This window comes from Micromonospora sp. WMMC273 (assembly GCF_027460285.1).
GTDB lineage: Bacteria > Actinomycetota > Actinomycetes > Mycobacteriales > Micromonosporaceae > Micromonospora > Micromonospora aurantiaca.
Genome location: NZ_JAPZBE010000001.1, coordinates 566,335 through 582,674 on the forward strand (window position 1 = coordinate 566,335; position 16,340 = coordinate 582,674).

General features: G+C 73.9%; 10 protein-coding genes. 7 read left to right on the forward strand and 3 right to left on the reverse strand.

Annotated elements, in window-relative coordinates; genetic code table 11:
* Positions 1-2 precede the first annotated feature (2 nt).
* The 4 genes from O7611_RS02860 (at position 3) to purE (ending at position 4,734) form a co-directional block, all read left to right on the forward strand.
* Positions 3-899: a hypothetical protein gene (locus tag O7611_RS02860; RefSeq protein ID WP_269696153.1), complete on the forward strand. Its 897-nt coding sequence runs from the start codon at positions 3-5 to the stop codon at positions 897-899.
* An 85-nt stretch (positions 900-984) separates the two neighbouring features.
* Positions 985-3,021 carry a thioredoxin domain-containing protein gene (locus tag O7611_RS02865; RefSeq protein ID WP_269696154.1) on the forward strand — a complete coding sequence of 679 codons (2,037 nt, stop codon included), beginning with the start codon at positions 985-987 and terminating at the stop codon, positions 3,019-3,021.
* Positions 3,022-3,085: 64 nt separating this feature from the next.
* Positions 3,086-4,243 (forward strand): 5-(carboxyamino)imidazole ribonucleotide synthase, encoded by a 1,158-nt coding sequence (locus O7611_RS02870; protein ID WP_194798520.1) that lies wholly within the window; start codon positions 3,086-3,088, stop codon positions 4,241-4,243.
* On the forward strand, positions 4,243-4,734 hold the full coding sequence (purE, locus tag O7611_RS02875; protein WP_194798519.1) for a 5-(carboxyamino)imidazole ribonucleotide mutase: 492 nt from the start codon (positions 4,243-4,245) through the stop codon (positions 4,732-4,734). The genes O7611_RS02870 and purE overlap by 1 nt, the downstream gene beginning before the upstream one ends.
* Positions 4,735-5,026: 292 nt before the next feature.
* On the opposite strand, the gene O7611_RS02880 is transcribed toward purE, so the two are convergent.
* On the reverse strand, positions 5,027-9,940 hold the full coding sequence (locus O7611_RS02880; protein ID WP_194798518.1) for an SCO7613 C-terminal domain-containing membrane protein: 4,914 nt from the start codon (positions 9,938-9,940) through the stop codon (positions 5,027-5,029).
* A 161-nt stretch (positions 9,941-10,101) separates the two neighbouring features.
* Entirely contained in the window at positions 10,102-11,529 is a 1,428-nt protein-coding gene (locus tag O7611_RS02885; RefSeq protein ID WP_013284143.1) for a UDP-glucose dehydrogenase family protein, read from the reverse strand.
* Positions 11,530-11,776: 247 nt separating this feature from the next.
* Here O7611_RS02885 and O7611_RS02890 point away from each other — a divergent pair, with 247 nt between their 5' ends.
* Complete coding sequence (locus tag O7611_RS02890; protein WP_269696155.1) at positions 11,777-12,940, forward strand: acyl-CoA dehydrogenase family protein; 1,164 nt, start codon at positions 11,777-11,779, stop codon at positions 12,938-12,940.
* Positions 12,941-12,993: 53 nt separating this feature from the next.
* On the opposite strand, the gene O7611_RS02895 is transcribed toward O7611_RS02890, so the two are convergent.
* Positions 12,994-13,647 carry a hypothetical protein gene (locus O7611_RS02895; protein WP_194798516.1) on the reverse strand — a complete coding sequence of 218 codons (654 nt, stop codon included), beginning with the start codon at positions 13,645-13,647 and terminating at the stop codon, positions 12,994-12,996.
* A gap of 23 nt (positions 13,648-13,670) precedes the next feature.
* Here O7611_RS02895 and O7611_RS02900 point away from each other — a divergent pair, with 23 nt between their 5' ends.
* Positions 13,671-14,186: an acyl-CoA thioesterase gene (locus O7611_RS02900; protein WP_194798515.1), complete on the forward strand. Its 516-nt coding sequence runs from the start codon at positions 13,671-13,673 to the stop codon at positions 14,184-14,186.
* Positions 14,187-14,339: 153 nt separating this feature from the next.
* Positions 14,340-16,331 (forward strand): acetoacetate--CoA ligase, encoded by a 1,992-nt coding sequence (locus O7611_RS02905; protein WP_194798514.1) that lies wholly within the window; start codon positions 14,340-14,342, stop codon positions 16,329-16,331.
* Positions 16,332-16,340 lie beyond the last annotated feature (9 nt).

Consider the following 16,340-nt stretch of genomic DNA (forward strand, 5'->3'; position numbering starts at 1 on the left):
CGATGAGACGTTCCTGGCGACGGATTCTGCTCGCCTCGACCTTGGCGCTGACCACCGGCGCTGCCGGCCTGGTCATGTCCGCGCCGGCTCGGGCCCGGCCGGCGGAGTCCTGGTCGTTCGCCGTGACCGGCGAGCCGGGTGATCCGATCACCGCCGGCAACTCCTACTCCTACAGCTCCGCGGCACCGACGCCCGGCGACGAGATGAACGCGTGGGGCCACGACCAGCAGCACTTCGGGATGGAGTTCTGGAGCGACGCCGACAACACCTGGCGTCTGGGCATCTCCGCCCCGGCCGGTCAGACGCTGAAGGCGGGTGACACCTACCAGAACGTCAGCCAGCCGGTCTACGGGAGCGACGCGGCCAGCCTGCAGCTCTACAACGGCGGATGGGGGCGCTCCTGCGCGCAGAGCATCGGGTCGTTCACGGTCCTGCACGCCGACTGGGGCCCGTTCGACTACGTCGAGCGCTTCGACGCCACCTTCGAGATCCGGTGCGAGGGCGCGACCGGCGGCCTGCGGGGCGAGATCCACATCGGCAACCCGCCGCCGCTGCCGGCACTCGACGTCACACTGACCGTCGACCCGGTGGCGACGGTGGACAACAAGGGCATCGCCACCGTCCGCGGTTCGATCACCTGCACCCGGGCGGACTCCTTCTCCATCGCGGGCGAGCTGGTCCAGGAGCAGAAGAAGGCGGGCATGGTGCGCGGCTACTTCTCACCCCACATCCCGTGCGTTCCGGGCCAGGTGGTGCCCTGGTCGGCCACCACCTACCCGGCCGACGTCAAGTTCCAGCGCGGCACCGCCCAGGCGGTCAGCGAGATCCTGGTCCGCGACTTCGAGTACTGGAACGAGTTCACCGTGCGGGACACCTCGACGCTCACCCTGACCCGGTGAGAGGGCGGCCGGGCCGGGACCACGACCCCGGCCCGGCCGCCGCACTCGCGCCGCACCGGCTCCGTGCGCTCGCTAAGGTCGGGTGGTGAACCGACTCGCCGAGGCCACGTCGCCCTACCTGCTCCAGCACGCCGACAACCCGGTCGACTGGTGGCCCTGGTGCGACGAGGCGTTCGCCGAGGCGAAACGGCGCGACGTGCCGGTTCTGATCTCGGTCGGCTACGCGGCCTGCCACTGGTGCCACGTGATGGCCCACGAGTCGTTCGAGAACGAGGCAGTGGCCCGGCTGATGAACGACGACTTCGTCTGCGTCAAGGTCGACCGCGAGGAGCGTCCCGACGTCGACGCGGTCTACATGACCGCCACCCAGGCGATGACCGGGCAGGGCGGCTGGCCGATGACCGTCTTCGCCACGCCGGACGGCACCCCGTTCTTCTGCGGCACGTACTTCCCCCGCGCCAACTTCATCCGGCTGCTCGGCTCGGTCGCCACCGCCTGGCGCGACCAGCGCGAGGCCGTGCTGCGGCAGGGCGCCGCCGTGGTCGAGGCGATCGGCGGCGCGCAGGCAGTCGGTGGCGTGACGGCCCCGCTCACCGCCGATCTGCTCGACGCCGCCGCGAGCCGGCTCGCCGGGGAGTACGACGAGACGAACGGCGGTTTCGGCGGCGCACCGAAGTTCCCGCCGCACATGAACCTGCTCTTCCTGCTCCGGCACCACCAGCGCACCGGCTCGGCGCGCAGCCTGGAGATCGCCCGGCACACCTGCGAGGCGATGGCCCGCGGCGGCCTCAACGACCAGCTCGCCGGTGGGTTCGCCCGCTACTCGGTGGACGGCCACTGGACCGTGCCGCACTTCGAGAAGATGCTCTACGACAACGCGCTGCTGCTGCGGGTCTACACCCAGATGTGGCGGCTCACCGGCGACCGGCTGGCCCGCCGGGTGGCCCGCGACACCGCCCGGTTCCTCGCCGACGAGCTGCACCGCGCCGGTGAGGGCTTCGCCTCCGCGCTCGACGCGGACACCGAGGGCGTCGAGGGGCTCACCTACGTCTGGACGCCCGGCCAGCTCGTCGAGGTGCTGGGGGCCGACGACGGCCGGTTCGCCGCGGACCTGTTCGGGGTGACCGCCGACGGCACGTTCGAGCACGGCACCAGCGTGCTGCGGCTGGCCCGGGACGTCGACGACGCCGACCCGGCGGTGCGGGCCCGCTGGCAGGACGTGGTGGGCCGGCTGCTGGCCGCCCGCGACACCCGCCCCCAGCCGGCCCGCGACGACAAGGTGGTGGCCGCGTGGAACGGGCTCGCGATCACCGCCATCGCGGAGTTCCAGCAGGTCGCCGCGCTGCTCGTGTCGCCCGACGACGAGGACGCGAACCTGATGGACGGCGTGCTGATCGTCTCCGACGGCGCGATGCGGGACGCCGCCGAGCACCTGGCCACCGTGCACCTGGTGGACGGCCGGCTGCGCCGGGTCTCCCGGGACAAGGTCGTGGGTCAGCCGGCCGGGGTGCTGGAGGACTACGGCTGCGTCGCCGAGGCGTTCTGCGCGATGCACCAGCTCACCGGCGAGGGGCGGTGGCTGACGCTGGCCGGTGAGCTGCTCGACGTGGCGCTGGCCCGGTTCGCCGGCCCGGACGGCGCGTTCTACGACACCGCCGACGACGCCGAGCGCCTGGTCACCCGGCCCGCCGACCCGACCGACAACGCGACCCCGTCGGGCCGGTCGGCGATCGTCGCGGCGCTCGTTGCGTACGCGGCGCTGACAGGCGAGACCCGCTACCGGGAGGCGGCCGAGAAGACGCTGTCGACGGTCGCGCCGATCGTCGACCGGCACGCCCGGTTCACCGGGTACGCGGCAACCGTCGGCGAGGCGCTGTTGTCCGGGCCGTACGAGATCGCGGTGGCGACCGGCGACCCGGAGGGCGACCCGCTGGTGGCCGCGGCGCGGCGTCACGCCCCGCCCGGCGCGGTGGTGGTGGCCGGCGCCCCGGACCAGCCCGGCGTGCCGCTGCTGGCCGGGCGGCCGTTCGTCGACGGGAAGCCCGCCGCCTACGTCTGCCGGGGCTTCGTCTGCCAGCGGCCGGTGACCGGCGTCGAGGAGCTGATCGCGCAGCTCGGCTGAGCGGAGTGGGCCGGACCGCCCTCACGGTCCGGCCCGGCACCGGCCCTTATAGGCTGGCGGCGCTATGGACTCCCGTACCGGTCTCCCCGTCGTGGGCATGGTGGGTGGCGGCCAGCTGGCCCGGATGACCCACCAGGCCGCCATCGCTCTCGGCCAGTCGCTGCGCGTGCTGGCGCTCGCCCCGGACGACGGTGCCGCGCTGGTCGCCGCCGACGTCCAGTACGGCGACCACACCGACCTGGCCGCGCTGCGGACGTTCGCCAAGGGCTGCGACGTGGTCACCTTCGACCACGAGCACGTCCCCAACGAGCACATCCGCGCCCTGACCGACGAGGGCGTGAAGCTGTTCCCGCCGGCCGAGGCGCTGGTGCACGCGCAGGACAAGCGGGTGATGCGGGAACGGCTCGGTGAGCTGGGCGCGCCGAACCCGGCCTGGCGTCCGGTCGAGTCCCCGGCCGACCTGATCGCCTTCGGCGAGGAGACCGGCTGGCCGGTGGTGCTCAAGGCCGCCCGTGGCGGCTACGACGGGCGCGGCGTCTGGATGGTCGACGACGCCGGTCAGGCCGGTGAGCTGGCCGCCACGCTGCTCGCCGGTGGCACCCCGCTGCTGGTCGAGGAGCGGGTGGCGCTGCGCCGGGAACTGGCCGTGCAGGTCGCGCGTTCGCCGTTCGGGCAGGTCGCCGCGTACCCGGTGGTGGAGACGGTGCAGCGCGACGGCATCTGCGTCGAGGTGCTGGCGCCCGCGCCCGACCTGCCGGAGGAGCAGGCCGTGGCCGCGCAACAGCTCGCCATCGACCTGGCGACGGCGCTCGGCGTGGTCGGCCTGCTCGCGGTGGAACTGTTCGACACGCCGTCCGGGCTGGTCGTCAACGAGCTGGCGATGCGGCCGCACAACTCCGGGCACTGGACCATCGAGGGGGCCCGAACCTCGCAGTTCGAGCAGCACCTGCGGGCGGTGCTCGACTACCCGATGGGGGACACGTCGCTGACCGCGCCGGTCGTGGTGATGGCGAACGTGCTCGGCGGCGAGCCGGGCGGCATCTCCATCGACGAGCGGCTGCACCACCTGTTCGCCGCCGAGCCCGGGGCCAAGGTCCACCTGTACGGCAAGCAGGTCCGCCCGGGCCGCAAGATCGGGCACGTCACGGTGCTCGGCAACGACCTTGAAGACGTACGGGCCCGGGCCGCGCGCGCCGCCCGCTGGCTCCAGGAGGGGCACTGATGAGCACCGTCGGGCTGATCATGGGCAGCGACTCGGACTGGCCGGTCATGAAGGCCGCCGCCGAGGCGCTCGACGAGTTCGGCGTGCCGTACGAGGTGGGTGTGGTCTCGGCGCACCGCACCCCGGTCAAGATGATCGAGTACGGCCGGGCCGCCGCCGACCGTGGCGTGCAGGTGATCATCGCGGGCGCGGGCGGGGCGGCTCACCTGCCCGGCATGGTCGCCTCGGTCACCCCGCTGCCGGTGATCGGCGTCCCGGTGCCGTTGAAGTACCTCGACGGCATGGACTCGCTGCTGTCGATCGTGCAGATGCCGGCCGGCGTGCCGGTCGCCACCGTGTCGATCGGCAACGCTCGCAACGCCGGCCTGCTCGCGGTACGCATCCTGGGCGCCTCGGATCCGGTGCTGCGCGACAGGATGGCCGCCTACCAGGCGAGCCTGGAGGACCTGGTCGCGGAGAAGGACGCCGCACTGCGCGCCTCCCTGATCTGACCGTCTCGTCACTCTCTGTTCCACAGGCGCCCGGTCGCTCAGCGTGACCGGCCGGGTCGACGGGTGTCTGTGCCCTCCGCCGACTTTGCTCTGCAGCCATCGGCGCAGCATGGCCCTGACCTGCGCTCCGGCCTCGCGCCGCCAAACGGCTCGGCTGCAGCCGTCGTCACGGCTGGTGACTGTCGCCTCCGTGGGTGCAGAGCAAAGGCGGCAGAGGGCCGGCATCCCCGCCGCAGCTCGTCGACACGGAGCGTGACCTGTTCCGCGACGGGTCAGGCCGGCCGGGACCGGCTCACCGCATCCCGCGCAGGGCGGTCTGCAGGCGCTCCTGGGCGCGGCGACGCCGCTCGTTGCTCGCGCCCAGCGCCAGCAGGACGATGCCGACCGGGATCAGCACCAGCCACGGGCCCAGGCTGAACAACGCGTGCACGGCCGCGATCGCGGTCACCGTCGCCCCGACGATCACCGGCGCCTGCTGCCGGCTGGTCGAGCCGAAGATCAGCACCGCGACGGCGCCGAGCAGCAGCAGCACCTGGCGCAGCATGCTGGATTCGGTCGCGATCACGATCGCCAGCGTGGGCAGGAACGCGGTGACCAGCGCCGGCCCGTACGCCACCCAGCTCGACAGGTCGGGCCGGTGCCGCAGTTGCAGGACGCCGACCAGCAGGGCGAGCGCGGCGAACGGCAGCGTGTACGCCTCCGGTAGCGCCACGTCGGCCACCCGCATCAGGATCCACCAGGCGCTGATCTCGCAGGCCACCACCGCCCAGAACAGCAGATTGCGTTCCATCGGACGGCGTCCCGGACGGCTCGCCGCCACCCCGAGGACCGCACCCCAGGCGGCCAGCAGCGCGGCGATGTGCCGGGGCGAGTCGTACGCCAGCGCCAGCGCGATGAGCGCCGCCCCGTAGCCGCTCCACTCGACGGTGGCCGCCTCCCGGTACGCCTCGGGACGGCGCAGCCGGGGCAGCGTGGCGGCGAACACCTGCAACGCCGCGCCGACAGCGAGCACCCCGAACGCGGACCAGACAGCAGCCAGCCCGGACTTGAGGCCGATCGTGAGTACGAACAGCTGCGCCATCACCGAGCCGAACAACCAGCCCAGGATGCGCGCCCGCTGGGTGGTGCCGAACAATGCGGCGACGGCGCCCACGCCGACCGCCCCGCCGAGCGTGAACACGGTCAGGTCGCTCGTGGCGAGGCTGCCGGCCAGCCCGGCGCCACCGGCGGCCAGCCCGAGCGCGAAGACCAGCACCCGGGCCACCCGGATCGACCGGCCCGGCTCGGCGATCGCCGGCGGCGGGGTGAGCGCCAGCCCGAGCATCGAGATGGTGAACACCGCCAGCGCGGCCAGCGCGGTCACCGGCCAGCCCTTGCCGAGCGCCACCGGCGTGATCAGCAGCGTGATCGCCGCCCCGGGCAGGATCACCGGCACCGCCCGGGACCGCCGGCCGCCGCTGAAGCCGGTGGCGGCGAGCGCCGCGGTCACCGTCAGAAGCAGCGCGGTGAGCACGTGCGTGGGGTCGACCGCATCCGGCGGCGGGGTCAGCAGCTCCGGCGGCGGCCCCTGCCACACCCGGCGCAGCACCGCGAACGGCGAGAACAAGGCCACCACGAGCGAGGGCGCGAGGGTGGCCAGGGCCAGCGCGGTGGGCAGCGCCGCGGCGGCGAGCGCACCGGCGGCCGGGCTGACCCGCCAGCGCAGCTCGGGATCGTCCGGGGCGCGCCGTAGCGCCCCGTTGAGCAGCACGGTCCAGCGGCGTACCGGCCGGCCCGAACCGGCGGGCGGGACGGTGGCCGCCCGGATCAGCTCGGCGAGCACACCGAGCAACGCGGCGGCGGCGGCGAACACGCCCGCCGGCAGGCCGACCGCGAGCGCCGCGGCGGCGGTCACGGTGGCCGCGCCGACGACCGCGACGCTGGCGTACGGGAGATATTGCGGCACCTGCCGTCGTACCGCCGCGATCGCGGCCAGACCGATGCTGGCGGCGGCGAGCGCGGCGGTGAGCACCACCTGTGGTGGGCGGCCGTACTCGACTGCCAGCGCGGCCACCGCGCCCGGCAGCGCGAGCAGTGCGGCTCCGGCACCCGCGCCGCCCACCTGCACCAGGTGCGGCGGCATGCCCTCGGTGCGAACGTCGTCGACGAGCGACGGCGCGACCGTCCGGGCCACGGCGGCCACCGTGGCGCCGATCAGCGCGATGCTGCCCAGCGCCAGCGCGGTGGTCCACGGCCGCACCAGCCCGGCCCCGGCGGCGTGCAGCGCCACCACCCCGGCCACAGTGGCCCGGGACAGTGCGGCCCGGGGATCGGCCGACGCGGCGGCCGCCATGCCGTAGACGGTGGCCACCATGCAGCCGACCAGCACCGGGGACCACCAGGGCAGGTCGAACGCGGCCGGGGCGCCCACAGTGGCGAGCACGGCGGCCAGCCCGGAGACGTCGTACTTCCACGGCGGCGGCAGCAGGATCGCCGCGGTCACCCCCAGCAGCGCCAGCGCCACCGGGGCCTGCCAGGTCGATCCGCCGGTCGGTGCGGCCGGCCAGCCGGTCAGGTCACCGGCCCAGATCGGGCCGGGCGTGGCCAGCACGCCGAGCCCGCCGCGCAACGCGCTCCAGGCGGCGATCAGGCCGATCAGCGTGCCACCGGCGGCGATGCCGAGGATCGGGCCGCGCCGCCACTCCTCGGGTAGTGCCCGGGCGGCCACCGCCACCAGCAGTACCAGCGCGGAGGCCACCACGAGCTGACCGCCGGGGGCGAGCACCGCGGCGATCCGGGCCAGCGTGGCGACGAGCGCCACTGTGGTGGCGGCGAGCGCCAGGTCGGACCCGTCGAGGGACATGTCCGCGCGGCGCCCGGCGTCGATGCGCGGGGCGAGCGCCAGCAGCGCGGCGGCGACCAGGAGCAGGCTGCCCACCCAGGCGTCGGCCGAGGTCGCACCAGGCGCACCGAACGCGGCGGCGGCGACCGCCACCGCACCGAGCACCGTACCGAGCGCGTGCGGCATGCTCAGGTGCCGCTGCGCCACCTGCACCAGGGCGGCATAGCCGAGCGTGACGCAGACGGCGAGGAAGCTCGCCGCGAGGATCGGCACGGTGATCTCGCGCAGGTTCGCCGGTGTGGCGACCGGCGGCGTCGGCACCGTGGCCGCCACGAACGCGGCGACGGCACCGGGCAGGGCGAACGCCGCGCCACCGGCGGCCCAGGAGCAGACCGTCTCCGTCGCGGCGGCGGCGAGCCGGACCCGCGGGGCGAGGGACACCAGCGCCCCGGCCAGGAACAGCACCGTCAGCGCGGCGGCGGTGAGCGCCGGGCGGGCGAGCGAAGCGCCCGCGCCGATCAGGCCCAGCCCGGCCGCCGTCACCGCGTGCGCCACAGCGGACCGTTCGGTACGCGCGGTCAGCCCGAGCACGCCGACCGCTACTGCTGTGAGCAGCATCGGCCAGCAGGCCGCCGCCCAGCCCAGACCGAGCGACGCGGGTACGGCGAGGGCGGTGAGAGCCGCGCCGACCACAGCGAACTCGCGCCGGATCTCGGCCGGCAGCGCGATCACGGCGGCGATCGTGAGCAGCAACGCGCTGGCCGCGAGCTGCCAGCCGGTCGGGCCGACCGCCCGGGCCAGCTCGGCGTGCCATCCGCTCAGATCCGCCGACCAGGCCGGCAGGGCGGCCCGGACCGGGGCCAGCCCGGCGCGCAGCGCGCCACCGGCGACCACCAGGCCGCTGACCGTGAGCGCCACCGCGGAGGCGATCTGCGGCCCACGCCGGGCCGTCTCCGGTACGGCCCGGACGGCGAGCCCGGTCAGCGCGATGACGGCGGAGATGAGCAGCAGGGACCGGCCGGGCAGGGCCACCGAGGCGACCCGGCCGAGCGCGCCGATGACCGCCAGCGTGAGGATGCCGGCGCCCACGTCCGGCAGCGGCGGCCGACGCAGGACGAGCGTCCCGGCCAGCGCGACCAGGGCGGCGAGGAGCAACGTCGCGCCCGCGGCGGCGGCCGGCGGCACCGTGGCGGCGCGCAGGAGGCCGGTGACCGCGTACGCCAGCGCGAACGCGACCGCCACGCCGTGCAGCAGCCAGGTCAGCTCGGGCAGCCAGGGCACCGGCCGGGCGGTGGCGGTGGCGGCCGGACCCGGCGGCGTCTCACCGCCCAGCACCTCGGCGGACTCCTCCGGCGCCGACTCGGGCCGGACGTCGTCGGCGCGCTGCCGGGGCGGGACCGGCGGTGCCGGCTCGGTGACCGGCAGGTCCTGCCGGACCGGCCGCTCGCGTACCACCGCTGAGCGGGCCAGCGCCAGGTCGAGCACCGCCACCACGGTGAGCACCAGCGCCCAGCCGACCGGCCCGGTGATCCGCTCGTACGCGAGCAGCGGCAGCACCGGCTGGGCGGCCAGCACCGTGGCGAAGCGTGGCGCGCGCAGACCCGTCCCGTACGCGTACCCGAGAGCGACGAGCGTGGTGACCAGGAAGATCGTCCCGGCGAACGCGGCACCTGATCCGTCGCCGCCGATCCGGTCGACGGCCCACAGCGCGTACCCGGCCAGCGGCACCAGCAGCAACCCGACCGCGGCGATGGTCTCGGCGGTGGAGGTGAGCCCGCGCCGGGCCAGCACCGGCGGGGCGAGCAACATCAGCGCCGTCGCCACCAGCAGCACGCCGAGGCGGGCCAGCGCGTCCATCGAGCTGGTGGCGACCGCGGCGAAGACCACCGCGGCGACGCCGAGCAGGAGCGCGCCCAGCCCGAGCGGGATGTTCTGCACCTCGCGCGAGGACGCCTCGGGCGGGTGCTCCGGGTCGTCCGCGTCGAGCCAGCGCGGGCGGCCGCGCGGCGGCGACGGGGGCAGGTCCTCCGGCGGGCCGGGCGGCGGGGTGCCCTGGCGGGGCACCCGGGGCGGCGCGCCGGTGGCCGCGGTGGGCGGGCGGCGGCCGGGCCGGCGGCGCAGGACCCGGCGCGGCCGGGTGGCCTGCCGGATCCGTTCCTCACCGGCGTGCGCCAGGATGTCCCGCTGGAAGAGTGCGGCCTGCATCTTGGCGGCGATCTGCCGCTGTTCCCGGGCGATCTCGGCGTCGCGGGCCTTCATCTCGGCGATCGAGCGCTCGATGTCGGCCAGGTGCTCGGCCCACTGCGGCTGGTGCGCGCCGCAGTGCGGGCAGACGACGGCGGGCTTGATGTCCTGCCCGCACGAGGCGCACCTGAAGCTCTCCACGACAGTCTCCCGTCCGCCCGTGCCCCCGCACTGTGGACCTCCCAGAGGCAGCATGCCTTGAGTGGGCCGGGATTTCGACAGTTGCCGCCGCGTTCCGGACAACAAAAACGGACCGGCCGCCGGGAGACGATCCCCGGCGGCCGGTCCGCGCGCTCAGCGGATCAGGGGCGGCCCATGCCGCGGTACTCCCAGCCGGCCTGAGTCCACAGTGTGGAGTCGAGGCAGTTGCGCCCGTCGACCACCTTGCGGCCGTTCGCCAGCTCGCCCAGGGCCACCGGGTCGGCGTTGCGGAACTCGGCCCACTCGGTGAGCACGCAGACCAGGTCGGCGCCGCGGACGGCGTCGTTCATCGTCTCCTCGTACGTCAGCTCGGGCACCGCCCGGCGCGCGTTCTCGACCCCCTGCGGATCGAACACGTGCACGTCGGCGCCGGCCTTGCCGAGCAGCGAGGCGACCGCGAGCGCCGGCGCGTCGCGTACGTCGTCGGTGTTGGGTTTGAACGTGGCGCCGAGCACCGCGACCCGCGTGCCGGACAGGTCCGGGCCGGCCGGCCCGGAGCGGCGGCCGAGCAGCTCGGCGGCGAGCTGCACGACGCGGCTGCGGCGGCGCTGGTTGATCAGGTCGACCTCGTGCAGGAAGCGCAGCGCCTCACCGGCGCCCAGTTCCTGCGCGCGGGCCTGGAAGGCGCGGATGTCCTTGGGCAGGCAGGCGCCGCCGAAGCCGAGCCCGGCCTGGAGGAACCGGTTGCCGATGCGCGGGTCGTAGCCGATCGAGCGGGCGAGCTGGGTGACGTCGCCGCCGGCCGCCTCGCAGACCTCGGCCATCGCGTTGATGAAGGAGATCTTGGTGGCGAGGAACGCGTTCGCGGCGACCTTGACCAGCTCGGCGGTCGCGAAGTCGGTGACCACCAGCGGCACCTCGCGGTCCTCGGTGGCGGCCAGGTCGAAGACGCCCTTGTGGGCGGCGAACAGCATGCCGTTTGCCCACTCGCTCTTGACCCCGACCACGATCCGGTTCGGACGCAGCACGTCGTCGACGGCGAAGCCCTCCTGGAGGAACTCGGGGCTCCACGCCACCTCGACGCCGAGGTCGGCCGGGGTGTGCTTGCCGACGAGCTGCTCCACCCATTCGGCGGTGCCCACCGGCACGGTGGACTTGCCGACGATCAGCGCCTTGCGGGTCAGGTGCTGGGCGAGGCTGGTCACCGACGCCTCGACGTACGACAGGTCGGCGCCCATCCCGTCGGCCCGTTGCGGGGTGCCGACGCAGATGAAGTGGACGTCGCCGAAGTCGGCGGTCTCCTGGATGTCGGTGCTGAACCGCAGCCGGCCGGCGGCGAGGTTGCGCCGCAGCAGCTCGTCGAGGCCCGGCTCGTGGATCGGCACCTCGCCGGCGTTCAGTTTGGCGATCTTGTCGGCGTCCACGTCGAAGCCGAGCACCTCGTAGCCCAGCTCCGCATAGCAGATGGCGTAGGTCGCACCGAGGTAGCCGGTGCCGAGGAACGTCACCCGCGGGCGGGCGGCGCCGGACGGCGGGGTCACCGCGGCGATGGCGGGCATCGGCTGGGTGTTCGGGTACGGAATCGTCACGCCTGTCTTCTCCGCTCGCACTGGCGGCGCTTCCACGCGTCGCATTCTGCTGGGGCGCCGAGGCCGGGCACCGAGGGAACTGGATGTCTGCTGTGAGGGTAATGGGGTCGGGCGGGCGAGGCTCGGGCGCGAGCCTACCCGCCGGTAAGGTTCGGCCGGGGCCGGTGGCTATCCTTCAGTTTGCGGCAGTCGTCGGCCCCCGGGCGGCACAGACTGCGCATGATAGCGGTGAAAGGGGAGGGCCGACATGGCCGCAGAGCAGTCGTTCGACGTCTACCGGTTGCCGGAGGAGCACGAGGCGATCCGGGAGGCGGTCCGTGAGGTCTGTGCGGCCAAGGTGGCTCCGCACGCCGCCGAGGCGGATGAGACAGGTGAGTTCCCCAAGGCGTCGTACGAGGCCCTGCGCGCCGCCGACTTCCACGCCCCGCACATCCCGGTCGAGTACGGCGGCGCCGGTGCGGATGCGCTGGCCACGGCCATCGTGATCGAGGAGGTGGCCCGGGCCTGCGCGTCGTCCTCGCTGATTCCGGCGGTGAACAAGCTGGGCACCATGCCGCTGCTGCTGGCCGGCTCCGAGGAGCTGAAGCGCAAGTACCTCACCCCGGTCGCGGCCGGGGAGGGCATGTTCTCCTACTGCCTCTCCGAGCCCGAGGCGGGCAGCGACGCCGCCTCGATGACGACGAAGGCGGTGCGTGACGGAGACCACTGGGTGCTCAACGGCGTGAAGCGGTGGATCACCAACGCGGGCGTGTCCGAGTACTACACCGTGTTCGCCGTGACCGATCCCACAGCCCGGTCGAAGGGCATCTCCGCGTTCGTGGTGGAGAAGTCCGACCCGGGCGTCAGCTTCGGTGCCCCGGAGAAGAAGCTCGGCATCAAGGGCTCGCCCACCCGCGAGGTCTACTTCGACAACGTCCGGATCCCGGCCGACCGCATGATCGGCGCCGAGGGCACCGGCTTCGCCACCGCGATGAAGACGCTGGACCACACCCGGGTCACCATCGCCGCGCAGGCGGTCGGCATCGCCCAGGGCGCGCTGGACTACGCCAAGGGCTACGTCCAGGAGCGCAAGCAGTTCGGCAAGCCGGTGGCCGACTTCCAGGGCATCCAGTTCATGCTCGCCGACATGGGCATGAAGCTGGAGGCGGCGCGGCAGCTCACGTACGCCGCCGCCGGCAAGTCCGAGCGCGGCGACGCGGACCTGACCTACTTCGGCGCGGCCGCCAAGTGCTTCGCGTCCGACGCCGCCATGCAGATCACCACCGACGCGGTCCAGCTGCTCGGCGGCTACGGCTACACCCGCGACTACCCGGTCGAGCGGATGATGCGGGACGCCAAGATCACCCAGATCTACGAGGGCACCAACCAGGTGCAGCGCATCGTCATGGCGCGTCAGCTGCTCAAGGGCTGACGAGCGACGTTCGGGCGGGCGGACCGGTCACGTACCGGCCCGCCCGCACTCGTTCAACGGCTCTCGGTGCCCTCCGGCCGGCCCGCTCCGCGCGGGGGCGCGGACCACGGCGACTCGCCGCCGGTGCGGCGGGGCAGCGGTTCGGTGGGGGACTCGGGGTACGCCAGCGTCAGCGGCGGCGTGTCCGGGTCCTTTGCCGGCGCCGGCGGCCAGTCGGTGAGCGTCGGCTTGTGCTCCACCGGTGCGACGGCCGGGGTCAGCTCCGCCTCGGCCGTCGCGGGTGTGGCGGGACGCCGCCAGCGGCTCGTGCTGAACACGGCCATCAGCAGCAGCGCGCCGATGAGGAACAGCGTGCCGTTGTCGAGCGGGTCGCGCAGCGGCAGCGGGTCACCGAGCAGCCTCAGGTCGTCCGGCACCCGGTCCCGCACACTGAACGGCGCGACGAACAGCCCGAGGTACGGAACCGCGAGCAGCAGGCCCGCCGCCAGCGGGCCGAACGGCGAGAAGCGCAACGTGCCGAGCAGGCCGAGCAGGATGCCGGCGACGCCCAGATAGACGGCCGGCTCGATCAGGTTCGGCGTGCTGTACGTCCCGATCTCCACCCAGCGGTCGACGGTCCGCTCAGATCCGTCCTGACCGAGCGTGACGAGCACCCAGGTGACGGGCGCCACCGCCAACCCGGCGAGGAAGCTCCAGAGATGTCGCATCCGCGCACCGTACCGTTTTCGGCATGACAGATCATCCCGCGGTCCCGCCGGGTAAGCCGACCTCGTACTCCCGCGTCACGCTCAGTCGCATCATGACCGCGGTCGATGTCAATCTGTACGGGACCGTGCACGGTGGGGTACTGATGAAATTCGTGGACGACGTTGCCGGTGCGGCGGCGGCGAGGCACAGCGGCGGCACCGCGGTGACCGCCTCCATCGACGAGATCGTCTTCTCCGAGCCGGTCCGGGTGGGCGATCTCGTGCACGCCCACGCGCAGATCAACTGGACCGGCCAGACCTCGATGGAGGTCGGGGTGAAGGTGGTCGCCGAGCGCTGGGACTCGGCCGAGGACGAGCCGCTGCCGGTCGCCACCGCGTACCTGGTGTTCGTGGGCGTCGACGTGGGCGGGGCGCCCCGCCCGGTCCGCCCGGTGCTGCCCGAGACGCCGGAGGACGAGCGCCGTTTCCGGGAGGCCGAGATCCGGCGCGCGCACCGGCTGGCCCGGCGCCGCGCGATCCAGGCCCACCGCGCCGGCTGACCGGTGCCCGCCCACACCGGTCCGGGGTGTGGGGTGTGGGCGGCGCACGCCCCGTACGGCCCACCCGGCGCGGACAATGGCGGCACGAGGTAGGGCAAGATGGCGCCACGGCTCCGGCACACCGTCGTGGCGGGCCCAGGGGAGGGTGGATCAGTGGCTGACGTGCTGTGGACGCCGCCGGCGGACGTGCGGGAGCGGTCCCGGATCGGTGACTACCTGCGCTGGCTGGCCGAGCACCGCGGGCTGGAGTTCGCCGACTACGACGCGCTGTGGCAGTGGTCGGTGACCGACCTGGACGCGTTCTGGCGCTCGATCTGGGACTGGTTCGACGTGGTCGCGCACACCCCGCCGACCGCCACCCTCACCGACCGGGCCATGCCGGGCACCCGCTGGTTCCCCGGCGCGACGCTCAACTACGCCGAGAACGTGCTGCGCATGCCGGGGCTGGGCGACGACGACCCGGCGGTGATCGCGCACGGTCAGACCCGCGCGCCGGAGACGCTCACCGCCGCCGAGCTGCGCGAGCGGGTCCGCCGGGTGGCGGCCGGGCTGCGCCGCCTCGGCGTGGGACCGGGCGACCGGGTGGCCGCGTACGCGCCGAACATCCCCGAGACGTACGTCCTGCTGCTCGCCACCGCCAGCCTCGGCGCGATCTTCTCCTCCTGCGCGCCCGAGTTCGGCACCCGCAGCGTCACCGACCGCTGGCAGCAGATCGAACCGACGGTCCTGGTCGCCGTGGACGGCTACCGGTACGGCGACAAGCCTGTCGACAGGCGCGCCGAGGTGGCCGCGATCCGGGCCGCGCTGCCGTCGCTGCGGCACACGGTCGCCGTCGCGTACCTCGATCCGGACGGCCCGGCCCCCGACGGCGCGCTGCCGTGGGCGGAGCTGGCGGCGCCGACGGACGAGCCGTTGACGTTCACGCCGGTGGCGTTCGACCACCCGCTCTACGTGCTCTACTCCTCCGGCACCACCGGCCTGCCCAAGCCGATCGTGCACGGCCACGGTGGCATCCTGCTGGAACACCTCAAGATGCTGGCGCTGCACCACGACCTGGGCCCGTCCGACCGGTTCCTGTGGTTCACCACGACCGGCTGGATGATGTGGAACTTCCTGGTCTCCGGTCCGGCGGTGGGCGCCGCGATCGTGCTGTTCGACGGCAACCCGGGCCACCCCGACCTGGGCGCGCTGTGGCGGCTGGCCGCCGACACCGGCACCACGTACTTCGGCACGTCCGCGCCGTTCCTGCTGGCCTGCCGCAAGGCCGGGCTGGTGCCGCGCGAGGTCGCCGACCTGTCCGCGGTGCGCGGCCTCGGCTCGACCGGCGCGCCGCTGCCGGCCGAGGGCTTCACCTGGGTGTACGAGAACGTGAGCGACCGCCTCCAGCTCCAGTCGCTGTCCGGCGGCACTGACGTGTGCACCGGGTTCGTCGGCGGCGTGCCGCTGCTGCCGGTGTACGCGGGGGAGATCGCCTGCCGGGCGCTCGGCGCGAAGGTGGAGGCCCGCTCCGCCGACGGCAGCGCGGTGATCGGGCAGCTCGGCGAACTGGTGATCACCGAGCCGATGCCGAGCATGCCGGTCGGGTTCTGGAACGACCCGGACGGCGCCCGCTACCGGGAGGCGTACTTCGAGGTCTATCCCGGCGTGTGGCGGCACGGTGACTGGATCACGGTGAACGAGCGCGGCGGGTGCGTGATCACCGGCCGGTCCGACGCCACGCTCAACCGGGGCGGCGTACGCCTGGGCACCGCCGAGTTCTACTCGGTGGTCGAAGGGCTGGACGAGGTGGTCGACTCGGTGGTCGTGCACCTGGAGGACGACGAGGGCGGCGCCGGTGAGCTGCTGCTGTTCGTGGTGCTCGCCGAGGGCATGGAACTCGACGACGACATGCGGAAGAAGATCTGCCGGGAGCTGCGTACCGCGCTGTCGCCGCGGCACGTGCCGGACGAGATCCATCAGGTCCGGGCCGTGCCCCGCACGCTGAGCGCGAAGAAGCTGGAGGTGCCGGTGAAGAAGATCCTGACCGGTACCCCGGTGGACAGCGCGGCGGCCAAGGGCGCACTGGCGAATCCCGAGTCCCTGACGGCGTTCGCCGCCCTGGCCCAGCGCCGGGCCACCACCGACAGCCCCGCCGCACCGCGCTGATCTTGCACT

Coding starts and splice junctions, on each gene's coding strand:
- O7611_RS02860 (WP_269696153.1), top strand. CDS start 3: ATGAGACGTTCCTGGCGACGGATTCTGCTCGCCTCGACCTTGGCGCTG.
- O7611_RS02870 (WP_194798520.1), top strand. CDS start 3,086: ATGGACTCCCGTACCGGTCTCCCCGTCGTGGGCATGGTGGGTGGCGGC.
- purE (WP_194798519.1), top strand. CDS start 4,243: ATGAGCACCGTCGGGCTGATCATGGGCAGCGACTCGGACTGGCCGGTC.
- O7611_RS02890 (WP_269696155.1), top strand. CDS start 11,777: ATGGCCGCAGAGCAGTCGTTCGACGTCTACCGGTTGCCGGAGGAGCAC.
- O7611_RS02895 (WP_194798516.1), bottom strand. CDS start 13,647: ATGCGACATCTCTGGAGCTTCCTCGCCGGGTTGGCGGTGGCGCCCGTC.
- O7611_RS02900 (WP_194798515.1), top strand. CDS start 13,671: ATGACAGATCATCCCGCGGTCCCGCCGGGTAAGCCGACCTCGTACTCC.